This window comes from Promicromonospora sp. MEB111, from assembly GCF_030209445.1.
Taxonomy (GTDB): domain Bacteria; phylum Actinomycetota; class Actinomycetes; order Actinomycetales; family Cellulomonadaceae; genus Promicromonospora.
The window spans coordinates 115,853-142,772 of record NZ_JARVSD010000028.1; the positions used below are offsets into that span (position 1 = coordinate 115,853).

General features: G+C 72.5%; 23 protein-coding genes. 17 read left to right on the forward strand and 6 right to left on the reverse strand.

Translation table 11 applies throughout. The features are described 5' to 3' along the window. Positions 1 to 25 precede the first annotated feature (25 nt). Together QRN56_RS26360 and QRN56_RS26365 are read left to right on the forward strand one after the other, a co-directional pair. On the forward strand, positions 26 to 1,288 hold the full coding sequence (locus tag QRN56_RS26360; protein ID WP_285108304.1) for a winged helix-turn-helix domain-containing protein: 1,263 nt from the start codon (positions 26 to 28) through the stop codon (positions 1,286 to 1,288). 25 nt (positions 1,289 to 1,313) lie between these two features. Then, positions 1,314 to 3,050, forward strand: coding sequence for a cation:proton antiporter domain-containing protein (locus QRN56_RS26365; RefSeq protein WP_502928843.1), 1,737 nt, complete (start codon positions 1,314 to 1,316; stop codon positions 3,048 to 3,050). Between the two features lie 7 nt (positions 3,051 to 3,057). On the opposite strand, the gene mnhG is transcribed toward QRN56_RS26365, so the two are convergent. From mnhG to QRN56_RS26395, 6 genes are read right to left on the reverse strand one after another with little or no spacing between them, the layout of a single operon-like run. After that, complete coding sequence (mnhG, locus tag QRN56_RS26370) at positions 3,058 to 3,417, reverse strand: monovalent cation/H(+) antiporter subunit G (RefSeq protein ID WP_285108305.1); 360 nt, start codon at positions 3,415 to 3,417, stop codon at positions 3,058 to 3,060. After that, complete coding sequence (locus QRN56_RS26375) at positions 3,414 to 3,815, reverse strand: MrpF/PhaF family protein (protein ID WP_350224615.1); 402 nt, start codon at positions 3,813 to 3,815, stop codon at positions 3,414 to 3,416. Before QRN56_RS26375 ends, mnhG begins: the two co-directional genes overlap by 4 nt. After that, complete coding sequence (locus QRN56_RS26380) at positions 3,812 to 4,426, reverse strand: Na+/H+ antiporter subunit E (protein ID WP_285108307.1); 615 nt, start codon at positions 4,424 to 4,426, stop codon at positions 3,812 to 3,814. Before QRN56_RS26380 ends, QRN56_RS26375 begins: the two co-directional genes overlap by 4 nt. Then, the gene (locus QRN56_RS26385) at positions 4,423 to 6,084 is read right to left on the reverse strand and encodes a Na+/H+ antiporter subunit D (RefSeq protein WP_285108309.1); all 1,662 of its coding nucleotides are present in this window, start codon (positions 6,082 to 6,084) and stop codon (positions 4,423 to 4,425) included. Before QRN56_RS26385 ends, QRN56_RS26380 begins: the two co-directional genes overlap by 4 nt. Continuing rightward, the gene (locus tag QRN56_RS26390; protein ID WP_285108310.1) at positions 6,081 to 6,614 is read right to left on the reverse strand and encodes a Na(+)/H(+) antiporter subunit C; all 534 of its coding nucleotides are present in this window, start codon (positions 6,612 to 6,614) and stop codon (positions 6,081 to 6,083) included. The genes QRN56_RS26385 and QRN56_RS26390 overlap by 4 nt, the downstream gene beginning before the upstream one ends. Beyond that, positions 6,611 to 9,682 carry a Na+/H+ antiporter subunit A gene (locus QRN56_RS26395; protein ID WP_285108312.1) on the reverse strand — a complete coding sequence of 1,024 codons (3,072 nt, stop codon included), beginning with the start codon at positions 9,680 to 9,682 and terminating at the stop codon, positions 6,611 to 6,613. Before QRN56_RS26395 ends, QRN56_RS26390 begins: the two co-directional genes overlap by 4 nt. A gap of 266 nt (positions 9,683 to 9,948) precedes the next feature. Here QRN56_RS26395 and secA point away from each other — a divergent pair, with 266 nt between their 5' ends. From secA to QRN56_RS26470, 15 genes are all read left to right on the forward strand, one after another. After that, positions 9,949 to 12,951, forward strand: coding sequence for a preprotein translocase subunit SecA (gene secA, locus QRN56_RS26400; RefSeq protein ID WP_285108314.1), 3,003 nt, complete (start codon positions 9,949 to 9,951; stop codon positions 12,949 to 12,951). Positions 12,952 to 13,168: 217 nt separating this feature from the next. Then, complete coding sequence (locus QRN56_RS26405) at positions 13,169 to 14,461, forward strand: homoserine dehydrogenase (protein ID WP_285108316.1); 1,293 nt, start codon at positions 13,169 to 13,171, stop codon at positions 14,459 to 14,461. Between the two features lie 12 nt (positions 14,462 to 14,473). After that, positions 14,474 to 15,589, forward strand: coding sequence for a threonine synthase (gene thrC / locus QRN56_RS26410; protein WP_285108442.1), 1,116 nt, complete (start codon positions 14,474 to 14,476; stop codon positions 15,587 to 15,589). After that, positions 15,589 to 16,605, forward strand: a complete 1,017-nt coding sequence (thrB, locus tag QRN56_RS26415; RefSeq protein ID WP_285108318.1) for a homoserine kinase — start codon at positions 15,589 to 15,591, stop codon at positions 16,603 to 16,605. The genes thrC and thrB overlap by 1 nt, the downstream gene beginning before the upstream one ends. A 284-nt stretch (positions 16,606 to 16,889) precedes the next feature. Next, a complete protein-coding gene (gene rho / locus QRN56_RS26420) occupies positions 16,890 to 18,821 on the forward strand; it encodes a transcription termination factor Rho (RefSeq protein ID WP_285108319.1) in 1,932 nt (643 codons plus the stop codon). A gap of 305 nt (positions 18,822 to 19,126) precedes the next feature. After that, positions 19,127 to 19,345, forward strand: coding sequence for a 50S ribosomal protein L31 (gene rpmE, locus QRN56_RS26425; protein WP_119142620.1), 219 nt, complete (start codon positions 19,127 to 19,129; stop codon positions 19,343 to 19,345). A 182-nt stretch (positions 19,346 to 19,527) separates the two neighbouring features. Beyond that, complete coding sequence (gene prfA, locus QRN56_RS26430; protein WP_285108321.1) at positions 19,528 to 20,616, forward strand: peptide chain release factor 1; 1,089 nt, start codon at positions 19,528 to 19,530, stop codon at positions 20,614 to 20,616. Positions 20,617 to 20,730: 114 nt separating this feature from the next. Beyond that, positions 20,731 to 21,690: a peptide chain release factor N(5)-glutamine methyltransferase gene (prmC, locus tag QRN56_RS26435; RefSeq protein ID WP_285108322.1), complete on the forward strand. Its 960-nt coding sequence runs from the start codon at positions 20,731 to 20,733 to the stop codon at positions 21,688 to 21,690. A 19-nt stretch (positions 21,691 to 21,709) separates the two neighbouring features. Next, positions 21,710 to 22,417, forward strand: a complete 708-nt coding sequence (locus tag QRN56_RS26440; RefSeq protein WP_502928848.1) for an L-threonylcarbamoyladenylate synthase — start codon at positions 21,710 to 21,712, stop codon at positions 22,415 to 22,417. Then, on the forward strand, positions 22,414 to 23,652 hold the full coding sequence (locus QRN56_RS26445; protein WP_285108325.1) for an MraY family glycosyltransferase: 1,239 nt from the start codon (positions 22,414 to 22,416) through the stop codon (positions 23,650 to 23,652). The genes QRN56_RS26440 and QRN56_RS26445 overlap by 4 nt, the downstream gene beginning before the upstream one ends. Further along, positions 23,649 to 24,113 carry a Cg1360 family ATP-synthase-associated protein gene (locus QRN56_RS26450; RefSeq protein WP_285108326.1) on the forward strand — a complete coding sequence of 155 codons (465 nt, stop codon included), beginning with the start codon at positions 23,649 to 23,651 and terminating at the stop codon, positions 24,111 to 24,113. The genes QRN56_RS26445 and QRN56_RS26450 overlap by 4 nt, the downstream gene beginning before the upstream one ends. A gap of 280 nt (positions 24,114 to 24,393) precedes the next feature. After that, the gene (gene atpB, locus QRN56_RS26455; protein WP_502928849.1) at positions 24,394 to 25,143 is read left to right on the forward strand and encodes a F0F1 ATP synthase subunit A; all 750 of its coding nucleotides are present in this window, start codon (positions 24,394 to 24,396) and stop codon (positions 25,141 to 25,143) included. A 129-nt stretch (positions 25,144 to 25,272) separates the two neighbouring features. After that, positions 25,273 to 25,503 carry an ATP synthase F0 subunit C gene (locus QRN56_RS26460; protein ID WP_285108328.1) on the forward strand — a complete coding sequence of 77 codons (231 nt, stop codon included), beginning with the start codon at positions 25,273 to 25,275 and terminating at the stop codon, positions 25,501 to 25,503. After that, a complete protein-coding gene (locus tag QRN56_RS26465; RefSeq protein WP_285108329.1) occupies positions 25,503 to 26,081 on the forward strand; it encodes a F0F1 ATP synthase subunit B in 579 nt (192 codons plus the stop codon). Before QRN56_RS26460 ends, QRN56_RS26465 begins: the two co-directional genes overlap by 1 nt. Then, on the forward strand, positions 26,081 to 26,893 hold the full coding sequence (locus QRN56_RS26470; RefSeq protein WP_285108330.1) for a F0F1 ATP synthase subunit delta: 813 nt from the start codon (positions 26,081 to 26,083) through the stop codon (positions 26,891 to 26,893). The genes QRN56_RS26465 and QRN56_RS26470 overlap by 1 nt, the downstream gene beginning before the upstream one ends. The last annotated feature ends 27 nt before the right edge of the window (positions 26,894 to 26,920 follow it).

Here is a 26,920-nt window from a genome sequence, read left to right on the forward strand (position 1 = left end):
CAGTGGTGCGCGGCAGGATGGGGCCGTGCAACCGATCCAGATGTCCTTCGACCAGGCCCGCCGGGTCGCCGTGGCGGCCCAGGGCCTGCATCGCCCGCGCACCGACGGGCCGCGCACCATGCGGCACGTCCAGGGCGTGATCGACCGGCTCGGCCTGTTCCAGATCGACTCGGTGAACGTCCTGGCCCGTGCGCACCTGCTGCCGCTGTTCTCCCGGCTGGGCCCGTACGACACCGACCTGCTGGACCGGGCCACGGTGTCGGGCAGGTACGCCCGGCGCTCGACGCGGGGCGCGGTGGCGGACCGCCGGCTCGTGGAGAGCTGGGCGCACGTCGCGGCCTACGTGCCCCCGCACGCCTGGCCGCTGCTGGCGTTCCGCCGCCGGTGGTTCGCCGAGGAGTACGACTGGCGCGAGCTGGACGGCGTGCGCCTGCCTGACGCGCCGCAGGTCCGCGAGGTGCACGACCTGGTGGCGTCCGAGGGTCCGCTGTCGGCCTCCCAGATCCACGACCGGTTCGTCTCCGAGGGGCGCTCGGTGCGCCGCAAGCGCGGCACCTGGTGGGACTGGAGCACCGAGAAGCGCGTGGTCGAGCACCTGTTCTTCACCGGTGAGGTGGTCTCGGCGGGGCGCAACGCGCAGTTCGAGCGGCTCTACGACCTGCCGGAGCGGGTGCTGCCGCCGTCGGCCCTGGTCGACGTGCCCGAGCTCGAGGCCAAGAAGGCCCTGCTGGAGCTCGGCGCGCGGGCGCAGGGGATCGGCGACGCACGCAGCATCAAGGACTACTACCGGCTCAAGGGGCCGGTCGCGGACCGGGCCCTGGCCGAGCTCGCGGAGGACGGCGTGCTGCTGCCCGCGCGTGTGGCCGGCGGGTCGGAGAAGTGGTTCCTGCACCGTGACGCCGCCCGGCCACGGCGCGCGGCGGGGCAGGCCCTGCTCGCCCCGTTCGACCCGCTGGTCTGGGAGCGCACCCGCCTGGAGCGCCTGTTCGGCATGCGCTACCGGATCGGTATCTACACCCCCGCCGCCCAGCGCACCGACGGGTACTACGTGCTCCCGTTCCTCGAGGACGCGCAGCTCACGGCCCGCGTGGACCTCAAGGCCGACCGGGCGGCCGGCGTGCTGCGGGTCCAGTCGGCGCACGCCGAACCGACGCTGACGGACCACACGCCGGCCCGGCTGGCGCACGAGCTGCACGCCATGGCCAGGTGGCTGGGCCTGGAGGGCGTGACCGTCGAGGACAAGGGCACCCTTTCACCCGCGCTGCGTGCGGAGGCGGCGGTTTCCTGAAACACGCGACAACTAAACTCGGGGCATGGCCACCGCTGCGATCTTCCTGGTAGCCACGGTCGCGGCCGGGCTGGGCGCGGTGCTGCTCCGGCTGCCGCCCCTGGTCGGGTTCCTGGTGGCCGGGTTCGCGCTCCACGCGGCGGGCGTCCAGGAGCCGGCCTACCTCGGGACCATCGCCGACCTGGGCGTGACGCTGCTGCTCTTCGGCATCGGCCTCAAGCTCGACGTCAAGACGCTGCTGCGCAGGGACGTCTGGTTCACCACCGTCGCGCACCTGCTGGTCAGCGTCGCGATCGCGGTGGGCTTCCTCGGCCTGCTCGGCGTGGTCGGCTTCTCGATGCTCGCAGGCGAGGGCCTGGGTGTCCTCGCGCTCCTCGGGCTCGCCCTGTCGTTCTCCTCCACGGTGTTCGTGGTCAAGGTGCTCGACGGCCGCTCCGACCAGTCCGCCCTCTACGGCCGGATCGCCATCGGCGTGCTCGTCATGCAGGACCTGATCGCCGTCGTCTTCCTGTCGGTTGCTTCCGACCACCCGCCGAGCCCGTGGGCGTTCGCCCTCGTGCTGCTTGTCCCGGGTGCCTGGCTGCTGCGCAAGGTGTGGTCGCGGGTGGGCCACGGCGAGCTGCAGGCCCTGTTCGGCGTGGCCGTCGCGCTCGGCCCGGGCTACGCGCTGTTCGAGGCCGTCGGGCTCAAGGGTGACCTCGGCGCGCTCGTGATGGGCATGCTCCTGGCCGGTCACCCCGCCGCGACCGAGCTGTCCCGCAACCTGTTCACCGTCAAGGAGCTGCTGCTGGTCGGCTTCTTCGTCTCGATCGGCTTCTCCGGCGAGCTCACCTGGCAGGCCGCGGTGGTCGGGTTGCTCCTGCTGCTCATGCTGCCGCTGCAGGCGATCGTCACGGCCGTGCTGCTGCGCCTGATGCGCCTGCGCAAACGCACGGCGATCCTGTCCGGGCTGGTGCTGGCCAACTACTCCGAGTTCGGCCTCATCGTCGTCGCGGTCGGCTCCCAGACCGGCCTGCTGCACGACGAGTGGCTCGTCGTGCTCGCCGTCGCCGTCGCCGCCAGCTTCGTGCTGTCCTCCGCGATCAACACGCGCGGCAACGAGTTCGCCATGTCGCTCGCCAAGCGCTTCCCGTCCAAGCCCAACGAGTGGCTGCACCGCGAGGAGCGGCTCATCGACGTGTCCGGCGCGGAGGCGCTGGTGCTCGGCATGGGCCGGGTCGGCCGCGGCGCCGTCCGGCAGCTCCGCGACGACTACGGCCTGGACGTCGTGGGCGTCGAGCACGACCCGACCCGCGTCGCGGCCCTGCGCGGCGAGGGTTTCACCGTGGTGCAGGCCGACGCGACGGACATCGAGTTCTGGGGCCGGGTGCGCAGTGCCGGCGCCGTCCGCCTCGCGATCCTCGCCATGCCGTTCCACGCCGCCAACCTCATCGCGCTGTCCCAGCTGCGGGCGAGCGGCTTCGACGGCACGGTCGCCGCCATCGCCCGGTACGACGACGACGCGGCCGAGCTCGAGCGGCACGGCGCCGACGCGGTGTTCCACCTGTACGGCACGGCCGGCCTGGCCCTCGCCGACGAGGCGGCCGAGGCCGCGCTCGGGTACGACGCCGCCGAGCGGATGCGCGACGCCCAGGCGGAGCGCCGGTCCGCGGCGACGGCCGGCGACGAGCCTGACGAGCCCGACGAACCCGCCGACCGGCCCGCGGACGAGCCCGCGGACGAGCCCGCGGACGAGCCCGCCACCAGCGGCGGCGCGGCCTAGCCGGACCTCACGCCTGGTCCCCAGGCGTCGAGGAGCGCACCGGGAAGGCGTCGTCCTCGGTGTCCAGGAGCGTCGCGTCCACGCAGCGGGTGCGCAGCCCGGCCCGGCCCACCATGTAGGCGGCCACCGGGGACGTCATGAGCTGGAAGATGGCGACGAGCAGGAGCATGGTCGCGGAGCCCTTGTCCTGCAGCCGGAGCGCGACGCCCGCCAGGAGCAGCAGCAGACCCAGGACCTGCGGCTTGGCCACGACGTGCATCCGCGAGAGCAGGTTGTCGAACCGCATCACGCCGACCCCCGCGGAGAACGAGAAGAAGGCGCCGAGCAGCAGGCAGACGGCGGCGGCGACGTCGGTCACGACGGTCATGACACCTCCCCGCCGGCGTTCGTGGTCCCGGCGTCCGACGTCGGCTCGGACTCCGAGCCGGCGACCGCACCACTTCCCGGACCCGGGCCGACCGAGCTAGGCCGCGGCCCGGACCGCTGCGCGGCCGTGCCGTTCTTGGGGGGCTCGACGGCGGCGAAGCGCGCGATCGTCACCGACCCGATGAACCCCACCAGCGAGAGCACCACGAGGATGGGCACGGACTCGGTGCGGCGGGAGATCGCGGCCTCGACCGCGATGGCGCCCACGAGGGCGGTGGTGAGCACGTCGAACGCCACGGTCCGGTCCAGCATGGTCGGCCCGCGCTCGATCCGGACCACCGCGAGCAGCGCGCCCACGGCGAGCAGGGTGGTCGCTACCACCCCGACGGCGAGCATCATCGGCGTTCCTCCTTGTGCAGGGTGTACGGCGCCAGCCCGACCCGGGCCAGCTCGGTGCTCGGCGCGAAGGCGCGCAGCAGGCGGGCCTCCAGGTCGAGGGTGGCGTCCCGGACGCCCTCGGGCCCACCGGACGCCGCGATGTCGAGCACGTGCAGCCGCAGGGTCCGGCTGGGCCGGTCGAGATCGATCACGAGCGTGCCCGGGACCAGGGAGGACAGGCCGGCGGTCGTGGCGATGAACAGGTCGGAGTCCGAGCGCAGCGGCACCGAGACCAGGGCGCCGTGCGGGGTCGGGCCGCCGCGGGCCGTCCGGCGCGGGACCACCGCGGTCCACGCCACCTGGAACGACGCGAGCACCAGGTCCCCGACGAACCGGCCGAGCAGGTGGAGCAGCGGCCCGACCCGCAGGGTCGTGGCCGTGCCGACGGGCGGCAGCGGGAAGGCCAGCGCCACGAGCGCGCCGAGCAGCACACCGGACAGCACGTTCGCCCAGGACAGGTCGCCCCACAGGAGCACCCAGAGCACGGCGCCCACCACCATGGTCGGCCACAGGGTCACGACCCGGCGCGTCCGCCGGCGCCAAGGGCTCTGCGCGGTGTCGGTGTGGTTCACGGCTCCACCTCCACGGTGTCGTCGGTGACCTTGTTCGACTCGCCGGTGCCCCGCTGCGCGCCGTCGGGGAACACGGCCTCGATGTAGGTGTGCCCGTCCATGACGGACTCGGCCGCGCGGTCGGCGTAGTCGTACAGCGGGCCCGCCGCCACGGTGAGCCCCACCCCGACGGCCACCAGCGCCGCCGTCGGCCCCACCATGCCCCAGGGCAGGGACGTCGGATCGGGCAGCTTCTCAGGGCAGGGCTGCCAGAACGCCTTGTTCCAGGCCCGGACCACCGCGTAGAGCGTCAGCAGCGAGGTGACCACCGAGCCCACCACCAGCACCCAGGCCAGCGCCGAACCGTCCACCACGCCGGCCTCCAGCAGGCCCACCTTGCCCAGGAACCCGGACAGCGGCGGGATGCCCGCCAGGTTCATCGCCGGCACGAAGAACAGGATCGCGAGCCCGGGCGCCAGGGTGGCGAGGCCGCCCAGACGGTCCAGCGACGTGGTCCCGGTGCGGCGCTCGATGAGCCCCACGACCAGGAACAGCGCCGTCTGCACGGTGATGTGGTGCACCACGTAGAAGATGGCCGCCGCGGTGCTCGCCTGGGTGGCGAGCGCGACCCCGAAGATCATGTAGCCGATGTGGCTCACGAGCGTGAACGACAGGAGGCGTTTCACGTCGTCCTGCGCGACCGCGCCCAGGATGCCGACGATCATGGTGGCGAGCGCCAGCACGAGCAGCACGGCCTCCAGGGCCTCGTTCTGCGGGAAGAGCAGGGTCTGGGTGCGCAGGATCGCGTACACGCCGACCTTGGTGAGCAGGCCCGCGAACACGGCGGTGACCGGCGCGGGGGCCGTCGGGTACGAGTCCGGGAGCCAGGCGGACAGCGGGAAGATGGCCGCCTTGATGCCGAACGCGAGCAGCAGCAGCCCTTGGATGCCGAGCCGCACGCCGGGGTCGATGTCGGGCAGCCGCTCGGCGAGCTGGGCCATGTTCACGGTGCCGGTGGCGGCGTAGACCAGGCCGACGGCGACGAGGAACACGATCGAGCTGAGCAGCGCGACCACCACGTAGATGCTGCCCGCCCGGATGCGCTCGACGGTCCCGCCCAGCGTGAGCAGGACGTACGAGGCGGCGAGCAGGATCTCGAAGCCGACGTACAGGTTGAACAGGTCGCCGGCGAGGAAGGCGTCCGCCACGCCCGCGGCGAGGATGAGGAACGTCGGGTGGAAGATCGCCACGGGCAGCACGTCGCGGCGCACGTCCTCGTCGGCGTCGGGGTCCTGACCCTCCAGGGCCTTGCGCAGGATCTTGGTGTCCTTGGTGGCGGGCGCCGACCGGTCGGCGCCGTCGGCGATGCCCTGTGCCATCGAGTAGAGCAGGACGCACAGCAGCACCACGCCGCTGACCAGCAGCATGAGCGCCGAGAGCGGGTCGGCAACGAGGTTGACCCCGACGGGCGCGGCCCACCCGCCGACGTCGATGACGACCGGCCCTTCCTTGGCGGCGACCACGAGGCCCGCGGCGGCGGTCACCACCACCGACAGGGCGACCACGGAGATGATCCGCTGCGCCCGCTCGTACCGGTGCAGCGCCAGGGCGAGGCCCGCGGCGAACAGCGGCACCAGCACGGGCAGGGGGACGAGTGTCGCCGTGCTCCACAGGTTCATGCGCCGTCACCCCCGCGGGCACCGGTGCCGGGCCGGGCGACGCCGTCCGGCTCGGACGCGGGGTCCGGGAGCGCGACCTCGTCCCGCACGGCCACCGCCTCCTCGTCCAGCGTGGACCCCGATTCCTCGGCGTCGCTGTCGGCGTACGACGGCGCGTCCGCGACGGCGAGCCGCGCGATGCGGGTGTCCTCCACGTCGTCCTGCACCTCGTCGTGCCCGTGCAGCTGCCAGGAGCGGTAGGCCATGGCCAGCACGAACGCCACCAGCGCGAGCGTGATGACGATGGACGTCAGCACCATGGCCTGGGCCAGCGGGTCGCTCATCGGCTCCGAGGTGGCGCCGGTGATGGGCGGCGCCCCCGCGCGGCCGCCGGCCACGAGGATCGCGAGGTTGGCCCCGTTGCCCATCAGCACGAAGCCGAGCAGGACCCGGGTCAGCGACCGTTCCAGCAGCAGGTAGACGCCGGAGGCGAACAGCACGCCGACGGTCAGCAGCAGCGCCCCCGAGGGCACGGTGTCGAGCACGATCATGCGCGGTCACCTCCCGCGCGCACCTCGACGCGCCGTCGTTCGCCGATCGACCAGGCGAAGGGTTCCGCCTGCCGGTCCAGCTCCGCGCCGAAGGTGCGCAGGATGTCGATGACCAGGCCGATGACCACGAGGAACACTCCGACGTCGAAGAACAGGCTGGTGACCAGGTGGACGTGGCCCAGCACGGGCAGGTGCAGGTCGAGGATCGTGCTCTCGAGCGCCTCCTGCCCGGCGAGCAGCGCCACGAGGCCCACGCCCGCCGAGAGGAACAGGCCGGTGCCGAGCACGAGCCCCGGGTGCACCGGGGCGGCCTCGCCCAGCTCGAACCGGCCGCCCGCCAGGTAGCGGACGGTCAGGGCCAGGCCGGCCACGAGGCCCGCCGCGAACCCGCCGCCCGGCGCGTTGTGCCCGCTGAACAGCAGGAACAGCGCGAACAGGATCATGGGGTGGAAGATCACGCGGGTGAGCACCTCGAACAGCATCGACCGCTGCACGGGGTCGAGCGTGGGCCCGGCGAGCAGCCACCTGCCCCGGCGCGCCGGCTGAGCACCGGCACGGGCACCGGCACCAGTACTGGCACCGTCGCCGGGCTGGACCACCTGCGGGTTGGCGGCCCGGTCGAGGCGCAGCACGTCGCCGCTGCGCTGCCGCAGGAAGACGAGCGACGCGACGCCGGTGGCGGCCACCAGGAGCACCGAGATCTCGCCCACGGTGTCCCACGCGCGGATGTCGACGAGCGTGACGTTGACGATGTTGTGCCCGCCGCCGAAGGTCTCGGCCTCGACCGGGAAGTCGACGGACACCGGCATGTGCACCCGCACCAGGGGGGCGGCGGCCACGAACGCCATGACGACCAGGCCGGTGACCACGCCGATCGCGAGCCGTACCCAGCGGCTGGCCGCGAGCGGGCGGTCGGAGAAGTACGGCGGCAGGCGGCGGAGCACCAGCACCGTGACCACCAGGGTCAGCGTCTCGCACAGCACCTGGGTCAGGGCCAGGTCGGGCGCGCCGTGCAGCAGGAACAGGGCCGCGTTGCCGTAACCGGCCACGCCCGCCAGGATCACCGCCTTGAGCCGGCGCCGGGCCCGCGCGGTCAGCACGGCGGCCAGCACGACGACGAGCACGACGACGAGCTGTGCCGGCCGGTCCCACGGCACCAGGGCGAACGGGCCGAGGTGGAGCACGCCGTCGCGCCCGGCGGCGTCCTGCGCGACCGGGAGGCCGTTCGGCTCGCCCACCAGGCCGAGGGCGAGCGCGAGCCCGGGCCCCACGGCGAGCGTCACGAGGATGACGCCCAGGTAGAAGGGCAAGGACCCGCGCTGGGTGCCGGCCGTGACGTCGCTGGCCAGGCGGTCGAGCTTGCGCATGAAGCGGCGGTAGAGCACGTCGGCGCCGTCGGGGGACCACAGCGAGTCCTGCAGCCGCTCGATCCGCACGCGCTGCCAGAACGCGAGGCCACCGGCCAGGAACACGGCGACGGTGATGGCGAGGGCGGGCGTGAACCCCTCCCAGAGGGCGAGGTGCCCCGGCTCTCCGACGGGGTAGGTGTTGGCGTACGGGGCGAGCAGCTCCTGGCCCACCTGGGGCACGAGAGCCACGACGAGGCCGAGCACCGCCAGGACCAGCGGCGGCGCGACCATCCAGAACGGCTGCGGGTGGATCGTGCCGGGTGCGGCGTCGGGCAGGGCGGCGGGCGTCGTCGTCGGCGTGGTGCCGGGCGGCGCGCCGTGCGCGGTCGCGACCTCCCGTTCCGGGAGCCCGGCCGTGGCCGGCAGGCGCGGCTTGAACGCGCCCCAGAGGAACCGCAGCCCGTACGCGACGGTGAGGGCCGAGCCCACGGCGACCAGGACGGTCATGACCCGGCCGAGCACGTCGCCGTCGTGCTCCCAGGCCACCAGCGCGGCCTCCTTGGCGACGTAGCCGGCGAACGGCGGCAGGCCGATCATCGAGGCGGTCGCGAGCGTGGCGGCCAGGGCGGTGACGGGCAGCCGCCGTCCGACGCCGGCGAGCTTGCGCAGGTCACGGGTGCCCGTCGCCGCGTCCACCACGCCGACCACGAGGAACAGCGACGCCTTGAACATGGCGTGCGCGCCGAGCAGCGCGAGGCCCGCCAGCGCGGTGGCGCGCGTGCCGTAGCCGAGCAGGAGGGTGAGCAGGCCGAGCTGGGAGACCGTGCCGAACGCGAGGACCAGCTTGAGGTCGTGCTGGCGCAGCGCGCGGTACCCGCCCAGCAGGAGCGTGGTGCCGCCCAGCACGAGCACGACCGTGCGCCAGGCCGTGAGGTCCGAGAACGCGGGCGCGAACCGGGCCACCAGGTAGATGCCCGCCTTCACCATGGCGGCCGCGTGCAGGTAGGCGGACACGGGCGTGGGCGCGGCCATCGCGGCGGGCAGCCAGAAGTGCGTGGGCACCAGCGCGGACTTGGTGGCCGCGCCGGCCAGCAGGCAGACGACGGCGACGGTCACCGCGGGCCCGGCCGGCGGGTCGGCGACGACGGCCGACACGCTCCAGGTGCCGGCGGCGACCCCGAGCACCACCACGCCGACGAGCATCGCGAGGCCGCCCGCGGTCGTCACGATCAAGGCCTGCATGGCGGCCCGGCGCGACGACGTGCGGTCGGCGTAGTGGCCGATCAGGAGGTAGGAGAACACCGTGGTGAGCTCCCAGAACACGAACAGCAGGAGCATGTCGTCGGCCGTGACGAGGCCGGCCATCGAGCCCGCGAACGCCACGAGGAACCCGCCGAACCGGCCCAGGCCGCGCGCGTCCTTCGCGAAGTAGGCGCTGCAGTACAGGAGCACGAGGGTGCCGACCGCGCCGACGATCAGCAGCATGAACCAGGACAGCGAGTCGAGCCGCAGGTCGACGGCCAGGCCCAGCGCGGGGATCCACGGCACGTGCTCCGTGGGCGTGCTGCCGGCCAGGACGGCGCCGGTCTGGGACAGGGCGTACGCGGCGGCCCCGGCGGGACCGAGGGCGAGCACCCAGAAGGCGCGTCGACCGAGGCGGTCGACGAGGGCAGGCGCGGCGAGCGCGAGGACGCCGTGAGCGAGGAGTACCGGAAGCACGTCCGTTCCGTCCTGTCAGGGCTCGTGGACAGGACGTCGTGCCAGGGGTACCGGGTGCGAACCCGGGGTCGAGCACTGGACGGCTTGCCGCGCGAGCGCGGGCGGGTGGGCGATGTGACCACTCTATCCGGTGTCGGTCTCCGGTTCGTCACGGGAAACCCATGGCGGGCTCAGGAACCGCATGCTTCCCGTGATCGTTACCCCGAGAGCGAACCCCGTCGGTCCGCGGTCGGCTCTGGGCCACCCGCTCAGGTTTACGGCCTACGATGGGCGACGGCGAAACTCGACGACGACCTGGGAGAACCCGCGTGTCCATCCTCGACAAGGTCCTTCGCATCGGCGAAGGACGTGTCCTGAAGAAGCTGCACAATGTGGCTGAGCAGGTCAATCGCTTGGAGCCCAGCTTCGTCGAGCTCAGCGACACCGAGCTCCGGGAGGAGACGGCCCGGTTCCGGGAGCGTCTCGAGCACGGTGCCACCCTGGACGAGCTCATGCCGGAGGCCTTCGCGGCGATCCGGGAGGCTGCCCGGCGCACGCTCGGCCAGCGGCACTTCGACGTGCAGATCATGGGTGGTGCGGCGCTGCACCTCGGCAACATCGCCGAGATGCGCACCGGTGAGGGCAAGACGCTGGTGGCGACGACCGCCGCGTACCTCAACGCGCTGTCGGGCGACGGCGTGCACGTCATCACCACCAACGACTACCTGGCCAAGTACCAGGGTGACCTGATGGGCCGCGTCTTCCGGTTCATGGGGATGACCACCGGCGTCATCCTGTCGGGGCAGACGCCGGCGCAGCGCCGCGAGATGTACGCCGCGGACATCACCTACGGCACGAACAACGAGTTCGGCTTCGACTACCTGCGCGACAACATGGCGTGGTCGACGGACGACCTGGTGCAGCGCGGGCACAACTTCGCGATCGTCGACGAGGTGGACTCCATCCTCATCGACGAGGCGCGCACCCCGCTGATCATCTCGGGGCCCGCGGCGGGTGACGCGAACCGCTGGTACACCGAGTTCGCGAAGGTCGTGCTGCGGCTGGTGCCGACCGTGGACTACGAGGTCGACGAGAAGAAGCGCACCGTCGGCGTGCTCGAGCCGGGCATCGCGAAGATCGAGGACTACCTCGGCATCGACAACCTGTACGAGTCGCTGAACACGCCGCTGATCGGCTTCCTGAACAACGCCATCAAGGCCAAGGAGCTGTTCAAGCGCGACAAGGACTACGTCGTGCTGAACGGCGAGGTCATGATCGTCGACGAGCACACGGGCCGTATCCTCGCGGGCCGCCGCTACAACGAGGGCATGCACCAGGCCATCGAGGCCAAGGAGGGGGTGGAGATCAAGGCGGAGAACCAGACGCTCGCCACGATCACCCTCCAGAACTACTTCCGCCTGTACGGCAAGCTCTCGGGCATGACCGGTACGGCCGAGACCGAGGCCGCCGAGTTCCAGGGCACCTACAAGCTCGGCGTCGTCCCGATCCCGACGAACAACCCGCCGCAGCGCCTCGACCAGCCCGACCTCGTCTACAAGAACGAGGACGGCAAGTTCAACGCGGTGGTCTCGGACATCGTGGAGCGGCACGCCTACGGGCAGCCGGTCCTGGTGGGTACCACCAGCGTCGAGAAGTCGGAGCTGCTGAGCGCCAAGCTGAAGAAGGCTGGCGTGCCGCACAACGTGCTCAACGCGAAGGAGCACGAGCGCGAGGCCGCGGTCGTCGCGATGGCGGGCCGCAAGGGCGCCGTCACGGTCGCCACCAACATGGCCGGCCGCGGTACCGACATCATGCTCGGCGGCAACGCCGAGTACCTCGCGGTGGCCGAGCTCTCGGAGCGGGGCCTCGACCCGGTCGAGACGCCGGAGGAGTACGAGGCCGCCTGGCCGGAGTCGCTGGAGAAGGCGAAGGCGCGCGTCGCCGCCGAGCACGACGAGGTCAAGGCCGCCGGCGGCCTGTACGTGCTGGGCACGGAGCGGCACGAGTCCCGCCGCATCGACAACCAGCTGCGCGGTCGTTCCGGCCGTCAGGGCGACCCGGGGGAGTCCCGGTTCTACCTGTCGATGCAGGACGACCTGATGCGGCTGTTCAACTCCGGCCTCGCCGAGTCGATGATGAACCGCGCCGGGTTCCCCGACGACATGCCGCTGGAGTCCAAGATGGTCACGCGCGGCATCATGTCCGCGCAGGGCCAGGTGGAGTCCCGCAACTTCGAGATCCGCAAGAACGTCCTCAAGTACGACGACGTCCTGTCCCGCCAGCGCACCGTCATCTACGCCGAGCGCCTGCGCGTGCTGGAGGGCGAGGACCTGCGCGAGCAGGTGCAGCACTTCCTCACGGACACCATCACGGAGTACGTGACCAACGCGACCGCCGAGGGCACGCCCGAGCAGTGGGACCTGGACGCGCTGTGGACGGCGCTCAAGGCCGTCTACCCGGTGTCCCTGACGCCGGAGGAGGTCGCCGAGGAGGCCGGCGGGATCGACCGGCTCGACGGCGACATGCTGCTCGAGGAGATCCTGTCCGACGCGCGGGTGGCCTACCAGGCGCGCGAGGACGAGCTCTCGGCCCCGGCCATGCGCCAGCTCGAGCGCCGCGTGGTGCTCTCCGTGCTGGACCGCAAGTGGCGCGAGCACCTCTACGAGATGGACTACCTCAAGGAGGGCATCGGGCTGCGCGCCATGGCGCAGCGCGACCCGCTGGTCGAGTACCAGCGCGAGGGCTTCCAGCTCTTCCAGGCGATGACCGACGCCATCAAGGAGGAGTCGGTCGGGTTCCTGTTCAACCTCGAGGTCACGGTGCAGCAGCCGGGTGCCGAGCAGGTGGCGGACGGCGGCTCCGAGCTGCCCGCCGCCGGTCCGGTCCCGCCGCGCGGACGCCTGGGCACGGGTCAGCCGGACGCCCCGCCCACCACGCAGATCCCGGTGGTCCAGCCCGCCTCCGCCCCGCAGCAGGGGCAGCCGGCCCAGCCGCCCGCACCGCGGCAGCGCCGCGCGGCGGGCGCCGCGACCGAGCCGATCCTGCTCGCGAAGGGTCTGGACACCCCGAACCGGCAGCAGCCGCTGACGTACTCGGCCCCGAGCGAGGACGGCTCGGGCTCGGCGTTCATGCAGTCGTCGGACGGCGCGCGCCGCCGGGCGTCCCTGCACGGCGAGGCGACGGCCGCCACGAGCGACGGCCGTACGTTCCCGGGCACGCCGCGCAACGCGCAGTGCCCGTGCGGCTCGGGCAAGAAGTACAAGGTCTGCCACGGGATCAACGAGGCCTGACGGGCCCCGTCCGACCCGTTCCGCCGGCCCTCCGCCGAGGCAGTCACCTGGTGACTGCCTCGGCGGTTCCGTTGGACCTGCCGCCGCTGCGACGACCGCCGTCGTGAGACAGGACGCCCGCATGTCGGACGCTCCGGTTACTCTGGTCGCAACGTCCCGACCCGTGCGGAACCGCACCGGGAGCGGACCGTCCCCCGAACACGAAAGCAGGATCGCTGTGCCTGTCCCCGAGCCCGCCCGCGGGCTGCGTGTCGCACTGCTGGGCTGTGGCGTCGTGGGCACCGAGGTGGCCCGCATGCTGCTGGAGCAGGGCACCGATCTCGCCGCCCGCGCGGGCGCCCCGCTGGAGCTCGCCGGCATCGCGGTGCGTGACGCGAGCCGCCCCCGCGACGCCGCCATCCCGTCCGAGCTCCTCACCGAGGACGCCGGGTCGCTGGTGGACGGCGCGGACATCGTCGTCGAGGTGATGGGCGGCACCGAGCCCGCGCGGGCCCTGCTGCTGCGCGCGATCGAGGGCGGCGCCGCCGTCGTCACCGCCAACAAGGCGCTGCTGGCCGCGGACGGCCCCACGCTCTACAAGGCGGCCGACTCCGCGGGCGTCGACATCTACTACGAGGCCGCCGTGGCGGGCGCCATCCCGATCGTGCGGCCCGTGCGGGAGTCCCTCGCGGGCGACCACGTGCGCCGGGTCCTGGGCATCGTCAACGGCACCACCAACTACGTGCTGGACCAGATGGCCACCAGCGGCCTCGACCTCGACCAGGCGGTCAAGCAGGCGCAGGAGCTCGGCTACGCCGAGGCGGACCCCACGGCCGACGTCGAGGGGTACGACGCCGCGGCCAAGGCCGCCATCCTGGCCAGCCTCGCCTTCCACACCCGCGTCTCCGCGGACGACGTGGCCCGCGAGGGCATCACGGGCGTCACGTCCGACGACGTCGCGTGGGCCGCCCGCACAGGGCACACCGTCAAGCTGCTGGCCATCGCCGAGCAGACCGGCGAGGGCGTGTCGGTGCGCGTGCACCCGGCGCTCGTGCCGCTGGAGCACCCGCTGGCCGGCGTGAAGGGCGCGTTCAACGCGGTCTTCGTCGAGGCCGACGCCGCCGGCCCGCTCATGTTCTACGGCCAGGGCGCCGGCGGCCGGCCGACGGCGTCCGCGGTGCTGGGCGACGTCGTCTCGGCGGCGCGCCACCGCGTGCTCGGCGGCAAGGGTCCGCAGGAGTCCACGTACGCGGCCCGCCCGCTGCTCCCGCCGGACGCCGCCGTGACGCGCTACCAGGTCCGCCTGCTCGTCGCCGACCTCCCGGGCGTCCTCGCCCAGGTCGCGGGGGTCGTGGGCGACCACGGCGTCTCCATCGACACCGTGCGCCAGACCGGGCCCTCCGAGGGCACCGCCGAGCTGCTGCTGACCACCCACGCCGCCCGTGAGGCGTCGCTGGCCGCCACCATCGCGGCCGTGCGCACGCTCGAACCGGTCCGTGAGATCACGTCCGTCCTGAGAGTCGAAGGCTGAACCGTGCCCGTACTGCCCGCTGAACCGAACCTTCCCTCCGCCGGCCCGGGCCCCGCGCCCGCCTCGCGCCTCTGGCGCGGTGTGATCGCCGAGTACGCGGACCGGCTGCCCGCCCACCTCCAGCAGAAGATCGTGACGCTGGGCGAGGGCGGCACGCCCCTGGTGCCCGCCCCGGCGCTGTCCGAGCGCACGGGCGCCGAGGTCTACGTCAAGGTCGAGGGCATGAACCCGACCGGCTCGTTCAAGGACCGCGGCATGACGGCCGCGATCTCCGCGGCCGCCGGTCGCGGCGCCCGCGCCGTCGTGTGCGCGTCGACGGGCAACACGTCGGCATCGGCCGCGGCGTACGCGACGCGCGCCGGCATGGTCTGCGCGGTGCTCGTGCCGGAGGGCAAGATCGCCATGGGCAAGCTGAGCCAGGCCGTCGCGCACGGCGCCCGGCTGCTGCAGGTGGACGGCAACTTCGACGACTGCCTCGTGGCGGCCCGCAAGCTCGCCGACACCCACCCCGTCGAGCTCGTGAACTCGGTGAACCCGGACCGGATCGAGGGCCAGAAGACCGCCGCCTTCGAGATCGTGGACGCCCTGGGCGACGCCCCGGACATCCACCTGCTGCCGGTCGGCAACGCCGGGAACATCACGGCCTACTGGAAGGGCTTCACCGAGTACGCCGAGGCGGGCGTCGCGAGCCGCACCCCGGCCATGTGGGGCTTCCAGGCCGCGGGCGCCGCCCCGATCGTCAAGGGCCACCCGATCGACGACCCGGACACGATCGCCACCGCCATCCGCATCGGCAACCCCGCCTCGTGGGAGCTGGCCGAGCAGGCCAGGGACACCTCGGGCGGCGTCATCGAGGCCGTCACGGACGAGCAGATCCTCGCGGCGCACCGGATCCTGTCGGCCGAGGTCGGCGTGTTCGTCGAGCCGGCGTCGGCCGCCGGCGTCGCGGGCCTGCTGGCCCGGCACGAGCGCGGACTCGTACCCGCGGGTGCGCGCATCACCATCACGGTGACCGGCCACGGGCTCAAGGACCCGGGCTGGGCGCTGCGCACGCCCGACGGTGGCGAGGTCGAGCCCGTACGGGTCTCCGCCGACGTCGTCTCGATCGCCGACGCGCTGTCGCTCTGATGCAGCTCGGCGCCGACCACGTGCGGGTCCGGGTGCCCGCGACGAGTGCGAACCTCGGGCCGGGCTTCGACTCCCTGGGCCTCGCGCTCGCCCTGTACGACGAGGTCGAGGTGCGCCTGGTGGCGAGTTCCGACGTGGTCGTGGAGGTCGAGGGCGAGGGCGCCGGGGAGGTCCCCCTGGGGGAGGACCACCTGGTGGTGCGTGCGCTGCGGCGCACGATGGACCTCGCGGGTGCCGTGCCCACCGGCATCCACATGACGTGCCACAACGTGATCCCGCACGGCCGGGGCCTCGGCTCGTCGTCGGCCGCCGTCGTCGCCGGGATCGTCGCCGCGCGCGCCCTGCTGGCCGACCCGCGGGCCATCGACGCCGCCACCGTGCTGGGCCTGGCCACCGAGTTCGAGGGGCACCCCGACAACGCCGCGCCCGCGATCCAGGGCGGCGCCACCGTCGCGTGGACCACCGCCGACGGCCCGCGCGCGGTCGGGCTCGACATCGACCCGGCGATCGAGGCCACCGTGCTGGTGCCCGACGTGCGGCTCGCGACCGCCCGCGCCCGGGCGGCCCTGCCCGCGCGGGTCTCGCACGGCGACGCCGCCTTCACGGCGGGCCGGGCGGCGCTCCTCGTCGAGGCCCTGGCCCGGCGTCCGGAGCTCCTGTTCGACGCCACGGAGGACCGGCTGCACCAGTCGTACCGGGCGGGTGTCCTGGGCGCCTCCAGCGAGCTGCTGCGGGCCCTGCGTGCGGAGGGCGTCCCGGCCACCGTCTCGGGCGCCGGGCCCACCGTCCTGGTGCTCGCCGGACCCGGGCACCGCGCCGCGCGTGACGCCGTCCTGCGGGACCTCGTGGACGAGACCGCGGGCTGGAGCCGGCTGAGCCCGGGGATCGATCTGACGGGTGCGCGTGCCCGGAGGATTACCGGTAACACGGGTGCGCTATCGTCCGGCTCGTCGGGGGCAAAGAGAAGTCATGCCGGACCAGGATCACCAGCAGTACGGGGTGGTAGTATGCAGTGAACCTTCGGGATAGCACTCCTGAGCCATGGTGGCGGGAACACGGATTCAACATCGGTTCCCCACCGCCTACCAAGCGACAGTCTCAGCCGCTCAGCCGTGCCCGTAGCAGGCCGTGATCTACGGCCACCGCATCTCGCGAGAAGGCAGACAACGCCCCCGTCAGCCGTCTTCGTCGTACCACTGATGCGAGGTTTTCCGCGTTCCGGCCGTTCGGCGCCGGGCGCCCACTATCCCGCGGCCCGCGATCAGGCGACCAGCCGCAGTTCGAGGGGGAAGGGTCCTTCGTGACAGACACCACCGATAACGCTCAGTCAGCCACCGGCCGTGCGGCCGGCACCGGAGCACTGAGCAGCATGCGCCTCGCCGAGCTCCAGGCACTCGCCGGAGACCTGGGCGTGAAGGGCACCTCCAGGATGCGCAAGAGCGACCTCGTGGACTCGATCCGCGAGAAGACGGGTGGCGCGACGAAGCGCCCGGCCCGTGCCGCTTCGACCCCGGAGCAGCCCACCATCGACAAGCCTGCCCGTAGCGAGGCGCCGGTCGCCGCCGCCGAGGTCACCACCTCGGGTGTGCGCGCCGCCGCGAGCACGGAAGCCGACAAGGCCGCCCGTCTCGCCCAGCTGGCCGACGCCGTCGCGGCGCCGCGGGAGCAGAACGGCCGCCGTCGCGGCGCCGGACAGGGTGCCGCCGACGGCACCGCCGACAAGTCCGCCGAGGACAAGGCCCGCAACGGCCAGTCCGCCAACGGCCGCACCTCGCGTGCCGGCAACGACCGCGGCGCCGAGCGCGCCGGCGACCGCACCGCTGACCGGTCCGAGCGGGGCACCACCCGGACCGCGGAGCGTGCCGCCGACCGCGGCGCGGACCGCGCCGCCGACCGGGGCACCGCCGGCGACCTCGACGACGACCGCAACTCGCGTCGCCGTCGCGGCCGTGACCGGGGCCGGGACCGCAAGCGCGGCCGCGGCCGCCAGGGTCCGGACGTCGCAGGTCTCGAGAACGTCGAGGTGCGTGAGGACGACGTGCTGCTGCCCGTGGCCGGCATCCTCGACATCCTCGACAACTACGCGTTCGTGCGGACCTCGGGCTACCTGCCCGGCAACAACGACGTCTACGTGTCGCTGAACCAGGTCAAGAAGGCCGGCCTGCGCCGCGGCGACGCCGTCGTCGGCGCCGTGCGCCAGCCGCGCGAGGGCGAGGAGCCGCCGCAGCAGCCGACCGGCCGCAACGCCAAGGTCAACAAGTTCAACGCCCTGGTGCGCCTGGACACGGTGAACGGCATGACGCCGGAGGAGGCGCGGGAGCGCCCCGAGTTCACCAAGCTGACGCCGCTGTACCCGCAGGAGCGCCTGCGCCTGGAGAACCCCGAGGCGACCAAGCTGACGCCACGCGTCATCGACATCGTCGCGCCGATCGGCAAGGGCCAGCGCGGCCTCATCGTCGCGCCGCCCAAGGCCGGCAAGACGCTGATGATGCAGCAGATCGCCAACGCGATCACCGCCAACAACCCTGAGGTCCACCTCATGGTCGTGCTGGTCGACGAGCGTCCGGAGGAGGTCACCGACTTCGAGCGCTCGGTCAAGGGCGAGGTCATCTCCTCGACCTTCGACCGGCACGCCTCCGACCACACGCTGGTCGCCGAGCTCGCCATCGAGCGGGCCAAGCGCCTCGTGGAGCTGGGCCAGGACGTCGTGGTGCTGCTCGACGGCATCACCCGCCTGTCGCGCGCCTACAACCTGGCCGCCCCGGCGTCGGGCCGCATCCTGTCCGGTGGTGTGGACGCCGCCGCGCTCTACCCGCCCAAGAAGTTCTTCGGCGCCGCCCGCAACATCGAGGACGGCGGCTCGCTGACCATCCTCGCGACCGCCCTGGTCGAGACCGGCTCGAAGATGGACGAGGTGATCTTCGAGGAGTTCAAGGGCACCGGCAACATGGAGCTGCGCCTGTCGCGGTCCCTGGCCGAGAAGCGCATCTTCCCGGCGATCGACGTCAACGGTTCGAGCACCCGGCGCGAGGAGATCCTCATGTCGAAGGACGAGCTCGCGATCGTCTACAAGCTGCGCCGCGTCATGGGCGCGCTCGACCAGACGCAGGCCGCCGAGCTGCTGCTCGGTCAGCTCAAGAAGACGAAGACGAACGTCGAGTTCCTGCTGCACGTGCAGAAGACGACGCCGGGTGGTCTCACGGAGGACGACAACGTCGGCGAGACCGTCTGAGCTGGAGGTGAAGCGCAGGGTGGGAGCCGAGGTACGAGGCGCCCGCCCGTAGTGGAACCGCAGGCTCGGACGGCAACAAGCACCGGTCTGAGCCGGAGGTGACGCGCAGGGTGGGAGCCGAGGTACGAGGGACTCGCCCGTAGCGGAACCGCAGGCTCAGACGGCGACAAGCACCGTCTGACCCACGTCACACCCCACTGCCTCGCCGATCCGGGCGAGGTAGTGGCACAATTACTGGCTGGCTCGCTGGTTCACGTCCTCGCGGTTCTGCAGGGCGACCCAGTGGCATCTCACCAAGGAGCAACATGAGGGCTGGAATCCACCCCGAGTACGTCGTCACCCAGGTCACCTGCACCTGCGGCAACACCTTCACGACGCGTAGCACCGAGACGTCCGGCAAGATCAGCGCCGACGTCTGCAGCGCCTGCCACCCGTTCTACACGGGCAAGCAGAAGATCATGGACACCGGTGGCCGCGTGGCCCGGTTCCAGGCGCGCTACGGCAAGAAGGCCGCCGACAAGTAGCGACTCCGCAGCGCCGGTGGTCCGGTCCGACAACCTCTCCAGGGGCAGTCGGACGCCGGACCACCGGCGCTGTTGCTTTGCCCAGACCCACCCCTTCCCGCTGAGTGCGGGATATTCGCCCTCCTGAGGCTCTGAAAAGGGCGAATACCCAGCACTCAACGCCGCCGTCCAGAGGAGAGATCGTGACCGAAGCGTTCGCCGCCGTCGGACCGCTGCTCAGCGAGCACGCCGAGATCGAGACGGCGCTGGCGGACCCCGCCGTGCACGCCGACCCCGGTCGCGCCCGCACGCTGGGCCGCCGGTACGCGGAGCTCAACCAGGTGGTCGGCGCCTACAAGGCGTGGGAGCAGGCGCACGACGACGCCGAGGCCGCCGCCGAGCTCGCGGCCGAGGACGCCTCGTTCGCCGAGGAGCTGCCAGCTCTCCGGGCGGCCGAGACGACCGCCGAGGAGAAGCTGCGCCGGGTCCTGGTGCCGCGCGACCCCGACGACGGCCGCGACGTGATCCTCGAGATCAAGGCCGGCGAGGGCGGGGAGGAGTCCGCGCTGTTCGCGGGCGACCTGCTGCGCATGTACCTGCGGTACGCCGAGCAGCGCGGCTGGTCCACGCAGCTCTTGGAGGCCACGGCGTCCGACCTGGGCGGTTACAAGGACGTGCAGGTGGCCGTCAAGGCCAGGAGCGTCCAGGGCCCCGAGGACGGCGTCTGGCACAGTCTCAAGTACGAGGGCGGGGTGCACCGCGTGCAGCGCGTCCCCGTGACCGAGTCGCAGGGCCGCATCCACACGTCGGCGGCGGGCGTGCTCGTGTTCCCCGAGGTCGACGACCCGGGGGAGCTCGAGATCGACCAGAACGACCTGCGCATCGACGTCTACCGGTCCTCCGGCCCGGGCGGGCAGTCGGTGAACACCACGGACTCCGCCGTGCGCATCACGCACGTGCCCACGGGCATCGTCGTCTCGATGCAGAACGAGAAGTCGCAGCTGCAGAACCGCGAGCAGGCCATGCGCGTGCTGCGGGCCCGGCTGCTCGCCGCGCAGCAGGAGGCCGCGGCCGCCGAGTCCGCCGAGCTGCGCCGCTCGCAGGTGCGCACCGTGGACCGGTCCGAGCGGATCCGCACGTACAACTTCCCCGAGAACCGGATCGCCGACCACCGCACGGGCTACAAGGCCTACAACCTCGACCAGGTGCTCGACGGCGACCTGGGCCCCGTGGTCCGGTCCGCGATCGACGCCGACGAGGCCGCCCGGCTCGCCGAGGCCTCCGGTGTGTAACGCGGCGTCCGGGGCCGTCCCGGCGTCCGGGCGCCGCACGCCCGGTCCGGACGCCGCGGGTCTGGCGGCTTCCGGCGCCGTCGGGCAGGCTTTTGCCGTGATCGGAGGAGCGCGGTGAGCGCGCAGCTGTTGAAGTGGGCCCATGAGGAGCTGGCCGAGGCCGGGGTCGGGTCGCCCCAGGCCGACGCCGAGGCGCTGCTGGCGTACGCGCTCGGGGTGGACCGGGCCGAGCTGGTGCGGCTGACCGTGCTCGGCCGCGAGGTGCCCGACGACGCGGCCGCCGCGTTCGCCCGTCTCGTCGCCCGGCGGGCCGCCCGCGAGCCCCTGCAGCACCTGACCGGCGTCGCGCCGTTCCGGCACCTGGAGCTGGCCGTCGGTCCGGGGGTGTTCGTGCCGCGGCCCGAGACGGAGGAGGTCGCCCAGGTGGCGATCGACGAGGCCGCCAAGGTCGTGGGCGAGCGGGGCGGCGCCGTCGTCGTCGACCTGTGCACCGGGTCCGGGGCCATCGCGCTGGCGGTGGCCACCGAGGTGCCCGGCTCGCGCGTGCACGCCGTCGAGCTGGACAAGGACGCCCACGCGTGGGCGGCGCGCAACGTGGACGCCCTGAGCGCCGTCGCCGCGGGCCTGGACCCCGCCGCGGGGGCGGACCCCGAGTCGGCCCCCGAGCGGATCGTCCGGCTCGTCAAGGGCGACGCCCGCACGGCCCTGTACGGGGTCGACGGGACGGCCGACGTCGTCGTCTCGAACCCGCCGTACGTGCCGTCCGACGCCGTGCCCGTGGACCCGGAGGTCGCCGAGCACGACCCGGCCGTCGCGCTGTACGGGCTGGGACCGGACGGGCTGGAGGTGCCGCGCGGCATCACGGGCGCCGCCGCTCGCCTGCTGCGGTCCGGCGGGCTGTACGTCATGGAGCACGCGGAGGTCCAGGCGGAGGCGGCGCGGGCGATGGTCGCGGCCGCGCGGGACGCCGAGGGCAGGCCCGTGTTCGGGGAACCGGAGACGCGCAAGGACCTCACCGGCCGGTCCCGCATGGTGGTCGCGCGCCGCCTGGATCGTCTGGCGTCCGGATCGTGAAAGACTGGTCCGCGTGAGTGTGCCTGTGCAGCCCGTGCTCGACGCCACCGACCCGCAGTCCTGGGGCCCCGCGATCGACGAGGCAGTGAATGCGATCTCCCGCGGCGGCCTCGTGGTCCTGCCCACCGACACCGTGTACGGCATCGCGGCCGACGCGTTCGACGAGGTCGCGGTGGCGGCCCTGCTCGCGGCCAAGGGCCGCGGCCGGCAGATGCCGCCGCCGGTCCTCGTGGGCGACGTCGCGACGCTCGACGGCCTCGCCACCGACGTGCCCGACGAGGCCCGCAAGCTCGTCGAGGCCTTCTGGCCCGGCGGGTTCACCGTCATCCTGCACGCGCAGCCGTCGCTGCAGTGGGACCTCGGCGACACGGGCGGCACCGTCGCCCTGCGCATGCCGGACCACCCCGCCGCGCTCGCCCTCCTGAAGCGCACCGGTCCGCTGGCCGTCTCCAGTGCGAACAAGTCCGGCAGCCCCGCGGCGCAGGACGTGGCGGACGCCGTGTCCCAGCTCGGCGCGTCGGTCGCCGTCTACCTCGACGGGGGAGAGGCGCCCGGCGGCGTCGCCTCCACGATCGTGGACGCGACCGGACCCGTGCTGCGGGTCGTCCGCGAGGGCGCCGTGTCGCTGGCCGAGCTGCGCAAGATCGCGGACGTCGAAGGCCCTGCGGTGTCGCCGGAGGACGACCCGATCGCGCCCCCGGCCCCCGCCGCGGAGGACGACGAGTGAGGGTGTACCTGCTCCTGATGCTCGTGGCCGCGGCGGTCACGTTCCTGACCACGCCCTTCGCGCGCTGGGTCGCGCTCAAGACCTCGGCCATCTCCGCCGTGCGGGCCCGCGACGTGCACTCGGTGCCCACGCCCCGGCTCGGCGGGCTGGCGATGCTGATCGGCATCGTCGTCTCGGTCATGCTGGCCTCGCAGATGCCGTTCCTGTCCGGGGTCTTCGAGGACCGCCAGGCGTGGGGCATCGTGGGCGGCGCCGCGATCGTGTGCGCGCTGGGCTGGGCGGACGACAAGTGGGACCTCGACTGGGTCACCAAGCTCGCCGGGCAGGTGCTCGCCGCGGGGTTCATGGTCCTGCAGGGCGTCCAGCTCATCACGCTGCCGATCGCCGGCACGACCATCCCGTCGTCGCGCATGTCGCTCGTGGTGACGGTCCTGGCCGTCGTGGTCGCGATGAACGCCGTGAACTTCGTGGACGGCCTCGACGGCCTGGCCGCCGGCATCGTCGCGATCGGCGGGGCCGCCTTCTTCCTCTACACCTACGGGCTCACCCAGCAGGCGACGCCGGAGGACTACTCCTCCCTCGCGTCGCTCATGATGGCGGTGCTCGTGGGCGTCTGCGTGGGCTTCCTGCCCTACAACTTCCACCCGGCAAGCATCTTCATGGGCGACGCCGGGTCCATGCTGATCGGCCTCGTCATGGCCGGCGCGGCGATCACGGTGACCGGCAACGTCACGCCCGACGTGATGACCGGCTCGCAGGCCCTGCCCGCGTTCATCCCGCTGCTCCTGCCGGTGGCGGTGCTCATGCTGCCGCTGCTGGACATGGGGCTCGCGGTGATCCGGCGGCTGGCCGCCGGCAAGTCGCCCATGGCACCCGACCGCATGCACCTGCACCACCGCATGCTGGCCCTCGGCCACTCGCACCGCCGTGCCGTCGTGATCCTCTACGTGTGGACCGCCGTGTTCGCCTTCAGCGCCGCGGCCCTCGTCCAGTGGGACTGGGAGATCGTGCTGATCTGGACCACGGTGTTCGTGGTGCTCGCGCTGCTGGCCACGCTGGGCCCGCTGCGCAACCGCGGCCGGTTCCTGGACGACGACGTCGCGCTGTCGGGGCAGACCCCCAAGGTGCCCGCCGCCGTCGGGGCCGGGCTGACCCCGGCCGCCGCCGTACCGCAGAGCGCCACGGAGGGTGTCGCCGCGAAGACCACCGTCAAGACCAAGGAGACCGTCGAATGACCGAGCAAGCACCGGATGCCCCCGACGCCCCCCGCGGCGCCGCCGAGCAGGCGGTGCTGCGTGCGGCCCTGCGCGACTGCCTGATCCTCGTGGGGGGCCTCGCCGTCCTGGGGTCGCTGGTCGGGCTCCTGGTCGCGGGCCTGCCCGGGCTCTGGGGCGCCCTGATCGGTGCGGCGCTCGCCGCGTTCTTCTGCGCCACGACGGTGTGGTCCATGCTCTACACCGTCGGCAAGGGGCCGGCCGCCATGGGCGCCGTGGTGATGGGCAGCTGGCTCGCCAAGATGGTGGTGCTGATCGTCGTCCTGGTGATCATCACGCAGTTCGACTTCTACGACCGGGTCGTCCTGTTCGTCGTGCTGCTGCTGGGCGCCGTCGGGTCCGCGCTGCTCGACTACCGCGCGGTCCGGAACGGGCGCCTTCCCTACGTCGAGCCCGAGACCCAGCCCGACACCAAGCCCTGACCGGACCCCATGAGCGGCCCACGACCTGACGCGGGGTTGCGCAATAAGTCACAAGGGGCCGTGTCATGCGGTTCTACGGCCAGAACCGCATGGGACATAGGTTAGGCTTACGACGAATCCATGACGGCCAGGCCCGACGGCGCGCCCGTTCCGCCACACAGCGGGAACGCGCGCGGGGCCGAATGACCACCTGGGAGTCCTCCTGTCCACGTATGCGACGTCCGTAATCCTCGCCGCCACTGAAGGCCACGAGGGTGAGGGCGGCTTCCACACGCCGTCGATCGCCGACTTCTTCCCGTCGGGCATCCTCTTCGAAGGCACCATCTTCCAGATCGACCGGCTCTGGATCATCCGGATCATCGCCACCATCGTGCTGCTGTCGGTCTTCCTGATCGCCGCGCGCCGGGCGAAGGTCGTGCCGGGCCGCTTCCAGGCCGGTGTCGAGTACATCCTGGACTTCGTCCGGGTGCAGATCGGCGAGGAGATCCTGGGCAAGGACAACGCGAAGCGTTTCCTGCCCATGCTCACCACGATCTTCGTCACGATCCTGGCGTTCAACCTCACCGGCATCATCCCGGGCCTGAACCTCGCCGCCACCTCGCGCATCGGCGTGCCGCTCCTGCTGGCTCTGTGGGTCTTCGTCACCTACTGGGCCGTCGGCATCCGCAAGCACGGTCTGGGCGGCTACCTGCGGGCGAACCTCTTCCCGCCCGGGGTCCCGTGGCCGATCTACTTCATCCTGACGCCGATCGAGCTGCTGCAGATCCTGATCATCCGGCCGGGCTCGCTGATGGTCCGACTGGTGGCCAACATGGTCGCCGGCCACATCATGCTCGTGCTCTGCTTCGCCGCCACGCAGTTCTTCCTGATCGACTCTGCGGGCAGCGGGCTGATGGTGTTCGGCGCGCTGACGCTGCCGGCCGGCATCTTCATGACGCTCTTCGAGCTGCTGGTCGCGTTCCTGCAGGCGTACATCTTCGCCCTGCTGGCCGCGGTCTACATCAACATGTCGCTGGAGGAGGAGCACTGACGGTGCTCGCTCCTCCGGGCGACGCTGCATAGCTTCACCTGGAAACCCGCGACGGGCGCACCAGCGCCTTCGCACACCACGCGACGCCGGACCAACACCGGTCCGGCGCCCAACGGAAGGAAGACGCAAGTGGACGTCACCACTCTCGCCGAGGTCTCTGGCAACCTGAACGCGATCGGCTACGGCCTGGCCGCGACGGGCCCGGGTATCGGCCTCGGCATCCTGATCGGCAAGACCATCGAGGGCATGGCCCGCCAGCCCGAGGTCGCCGGCCAGCTCCGCGCCACCATGTTCCTGGGTGTCGCGTTCGTCGAGGTGCTCGCGCTCCTCGGGCTCGTCGCCGGCTTCCTGTTCGTCTGATGGCGGCGCACTCGAGCGCCGCCATGCTAGCGGCGCAGACGGAAGAGCCGCAGGGCATCGAGCTGTTCCTGCCCGCCGGCTACGACCTGCTCTGGTCGGCAGTCGTCCTGGTGATCATCGCCGTGGCGTTCTACAAGTTCATCCTGCCGCCCATGAACAAGGTGCTGGACGAGCGTGCCTCCCTCATCGAGGGTGGCATCGAGAAGGCCGAGGCCGCGCAGAAGGCGGCCGACGAGGCGCTGGCCCAGCAGCAGGAGCTGCTGGCCGAGGCCCGTGCCGAGGCGGCGCAGGTCCGCGAGGAGGCGCGTGCCGAGGGCACCGCGATCATCAAGGACCTCAAGGCCAAGGCGAGCGAGGAGGCGGAGCGCGTCACCGAGACGGCGCACCGTCAGATCGAGGCCGAGCGGCAGGCCGCGTCGGTGTCGCTGCGCACCGAGGTCGGCGCGCTGGCGACCGAGCTCGCGTCGAAGATCGTCGGCGAGTCCCTCGAGGACTCGGCCCGGCAGTCGCGCGTGGTCGACCGGTTCCTCGACGAGCTCGAGGCGAGCCAGACCGTGGCAAGCAACAAGGAGGCGTGATGCGGGGATCGAGCGGGGCATCGCTGACGGCGGCGCAGGAGCGCTTCGAGCCGGTGCTGCGTGCCGCGGGTGCGGACGCGCTGACGCTGGGTGAGCAGCTGCTCACCCTGGTGTCGGCGCTCGACGACTCCGCCGCGCTGCGCCGCTCGCTCGCCGACCCCTCCCGCGAGGGCGAGGCCAAGGCCGGCCTGGTGGCCGACCTGCTGGGCGGTTTCGACGAGCGCGTGGTCGACCTGGTGTCCGGGCTCGTCCGGTCGCGCTGGGCGAGCGACGCGGACCTGGCCGACGCCGTCGAGCGTCTCGGCGTGGACGCCGTGCTGGCTTCCGCCGAGGCGCGCGGCGTGCTGGAGGCGGTCGAGGACGAGCTGTTCCGGGTCACCCGGGCACTGGTCGGCCAGCGAGAGGCCAAGCAGGTCCTCTCGGACGCCTCGACCGCTCCGGAGCGCCGTGTGGCGCTCGTGGACGCACTGGTCGGTGGCAAGGTCGACACCGTGACCCAGCGCCTGGCGCAGCGCGCGACGTCGTCGCCGCGTGGCCGTCGCTTCGTGCAGACGATCGGCTGGTTCGGCGAGGTCGCGGCGGAACGCCGCAAGCGTCTCGTCGCCGCCGTGACGAGCGCGACGATGCTGACGCGCGAGCAGGAGGAGCGCCTCGGCGCCATCCTCGAGCGCTCGTACGGCAAGCCCGTCCAGCTGAACGTCACCGTGGACCCTACGGTCGTCGGGGGCATGCGCATCCAGGTCGGCGCGGACGTCGTCGACTCCACCGTCCTGTCGCGCCTTGCTGACGCTCAGCGTCGTCTGGCCGGCTGAAAACGTGAACAAGAACCTTCCGCCGCG

Excerpts from the sequence above, each read along its gene's own strand:
- QRN56_RS26365 (WP_502928843.1), top strand. The coding sequence starts at position 1,314 with ATGGCCACCGCTGCGATCTTCCTGGTAGCCACGGTCGCGGCCGGGCTG.
- mnhG (WP_285108305.1), bottom strand. The coding sequence starts at position 3,417 with ATGACCGTCGTGACCGACGTCGCCGCCGCCGTCTGCCTGCTGCTCGGC.
- QRN56_RS26375 (WP_350224615.1), bottom strand. The coding sequence starts at position 3,815 with ATGATGCTCGCCGTCGGGGTGGTAGCGACCACCCTGCTCGCCGTGGGC.
- QRN56_RS26385 (WP_285108309.1), bottom strand. The coding sequence starts at position 6,084 with ATGAACCTGTGGAGCACGGCGACACTCGTCCCCCTGCCCGTGCTGGTG.
- QRN56_RS26390 (WP_285108310.1), bottom strand. The coding sequence starts at position 6,614 with ATGATCGTGCTCGACACCGTGCCCTCGGGGGCGCTGCTGCTGACCGTC.
- secA (WP_285108314.1), top strand. The coding sequence starts at position 9,949 with ATGGGCGACGGCGAAACTCGACGACGACCTGGGAGAACCCGCGTGTCC.
- thrB (WP_285108318.1), top strand. The coding sequence starts at position 15,589 with ATGCAGCTCGGCGCCGACCACGTGCGGGTCCGGGTGCCCGCGACGAGT.
- rpmE (WP_119142620.1), top strand. The coding sequence starts at position 19,127 with ATGAGGGCTGGAATCCACCCCGAGTACGTCGTCACCCAGGTCACCTGC.
- QRN56_RS26450 (WP_285108326.1), top strand. The coding sequence starts at position 23,649 with ATGACCGAGCAAGCACCGGATGCCCCCGACGCCCCCCGCGGCGCCGCC.
- QRN56_RS26465 (WP_285108329.1), top strand. The coding sequence starts at position 25,503 with ATGGCGGCGCACTCGAGCGCCGCCATGCTAGCGGCGCAGACGGAAGAG.
- QRN56_RS26470 (WP_285108330.1), top strand. The coding sequence starts at position 26,081 with ATGCGGGGATCGAGCGGGGCATCGCTGACGGCGGCGCAGGAGCGCTTC.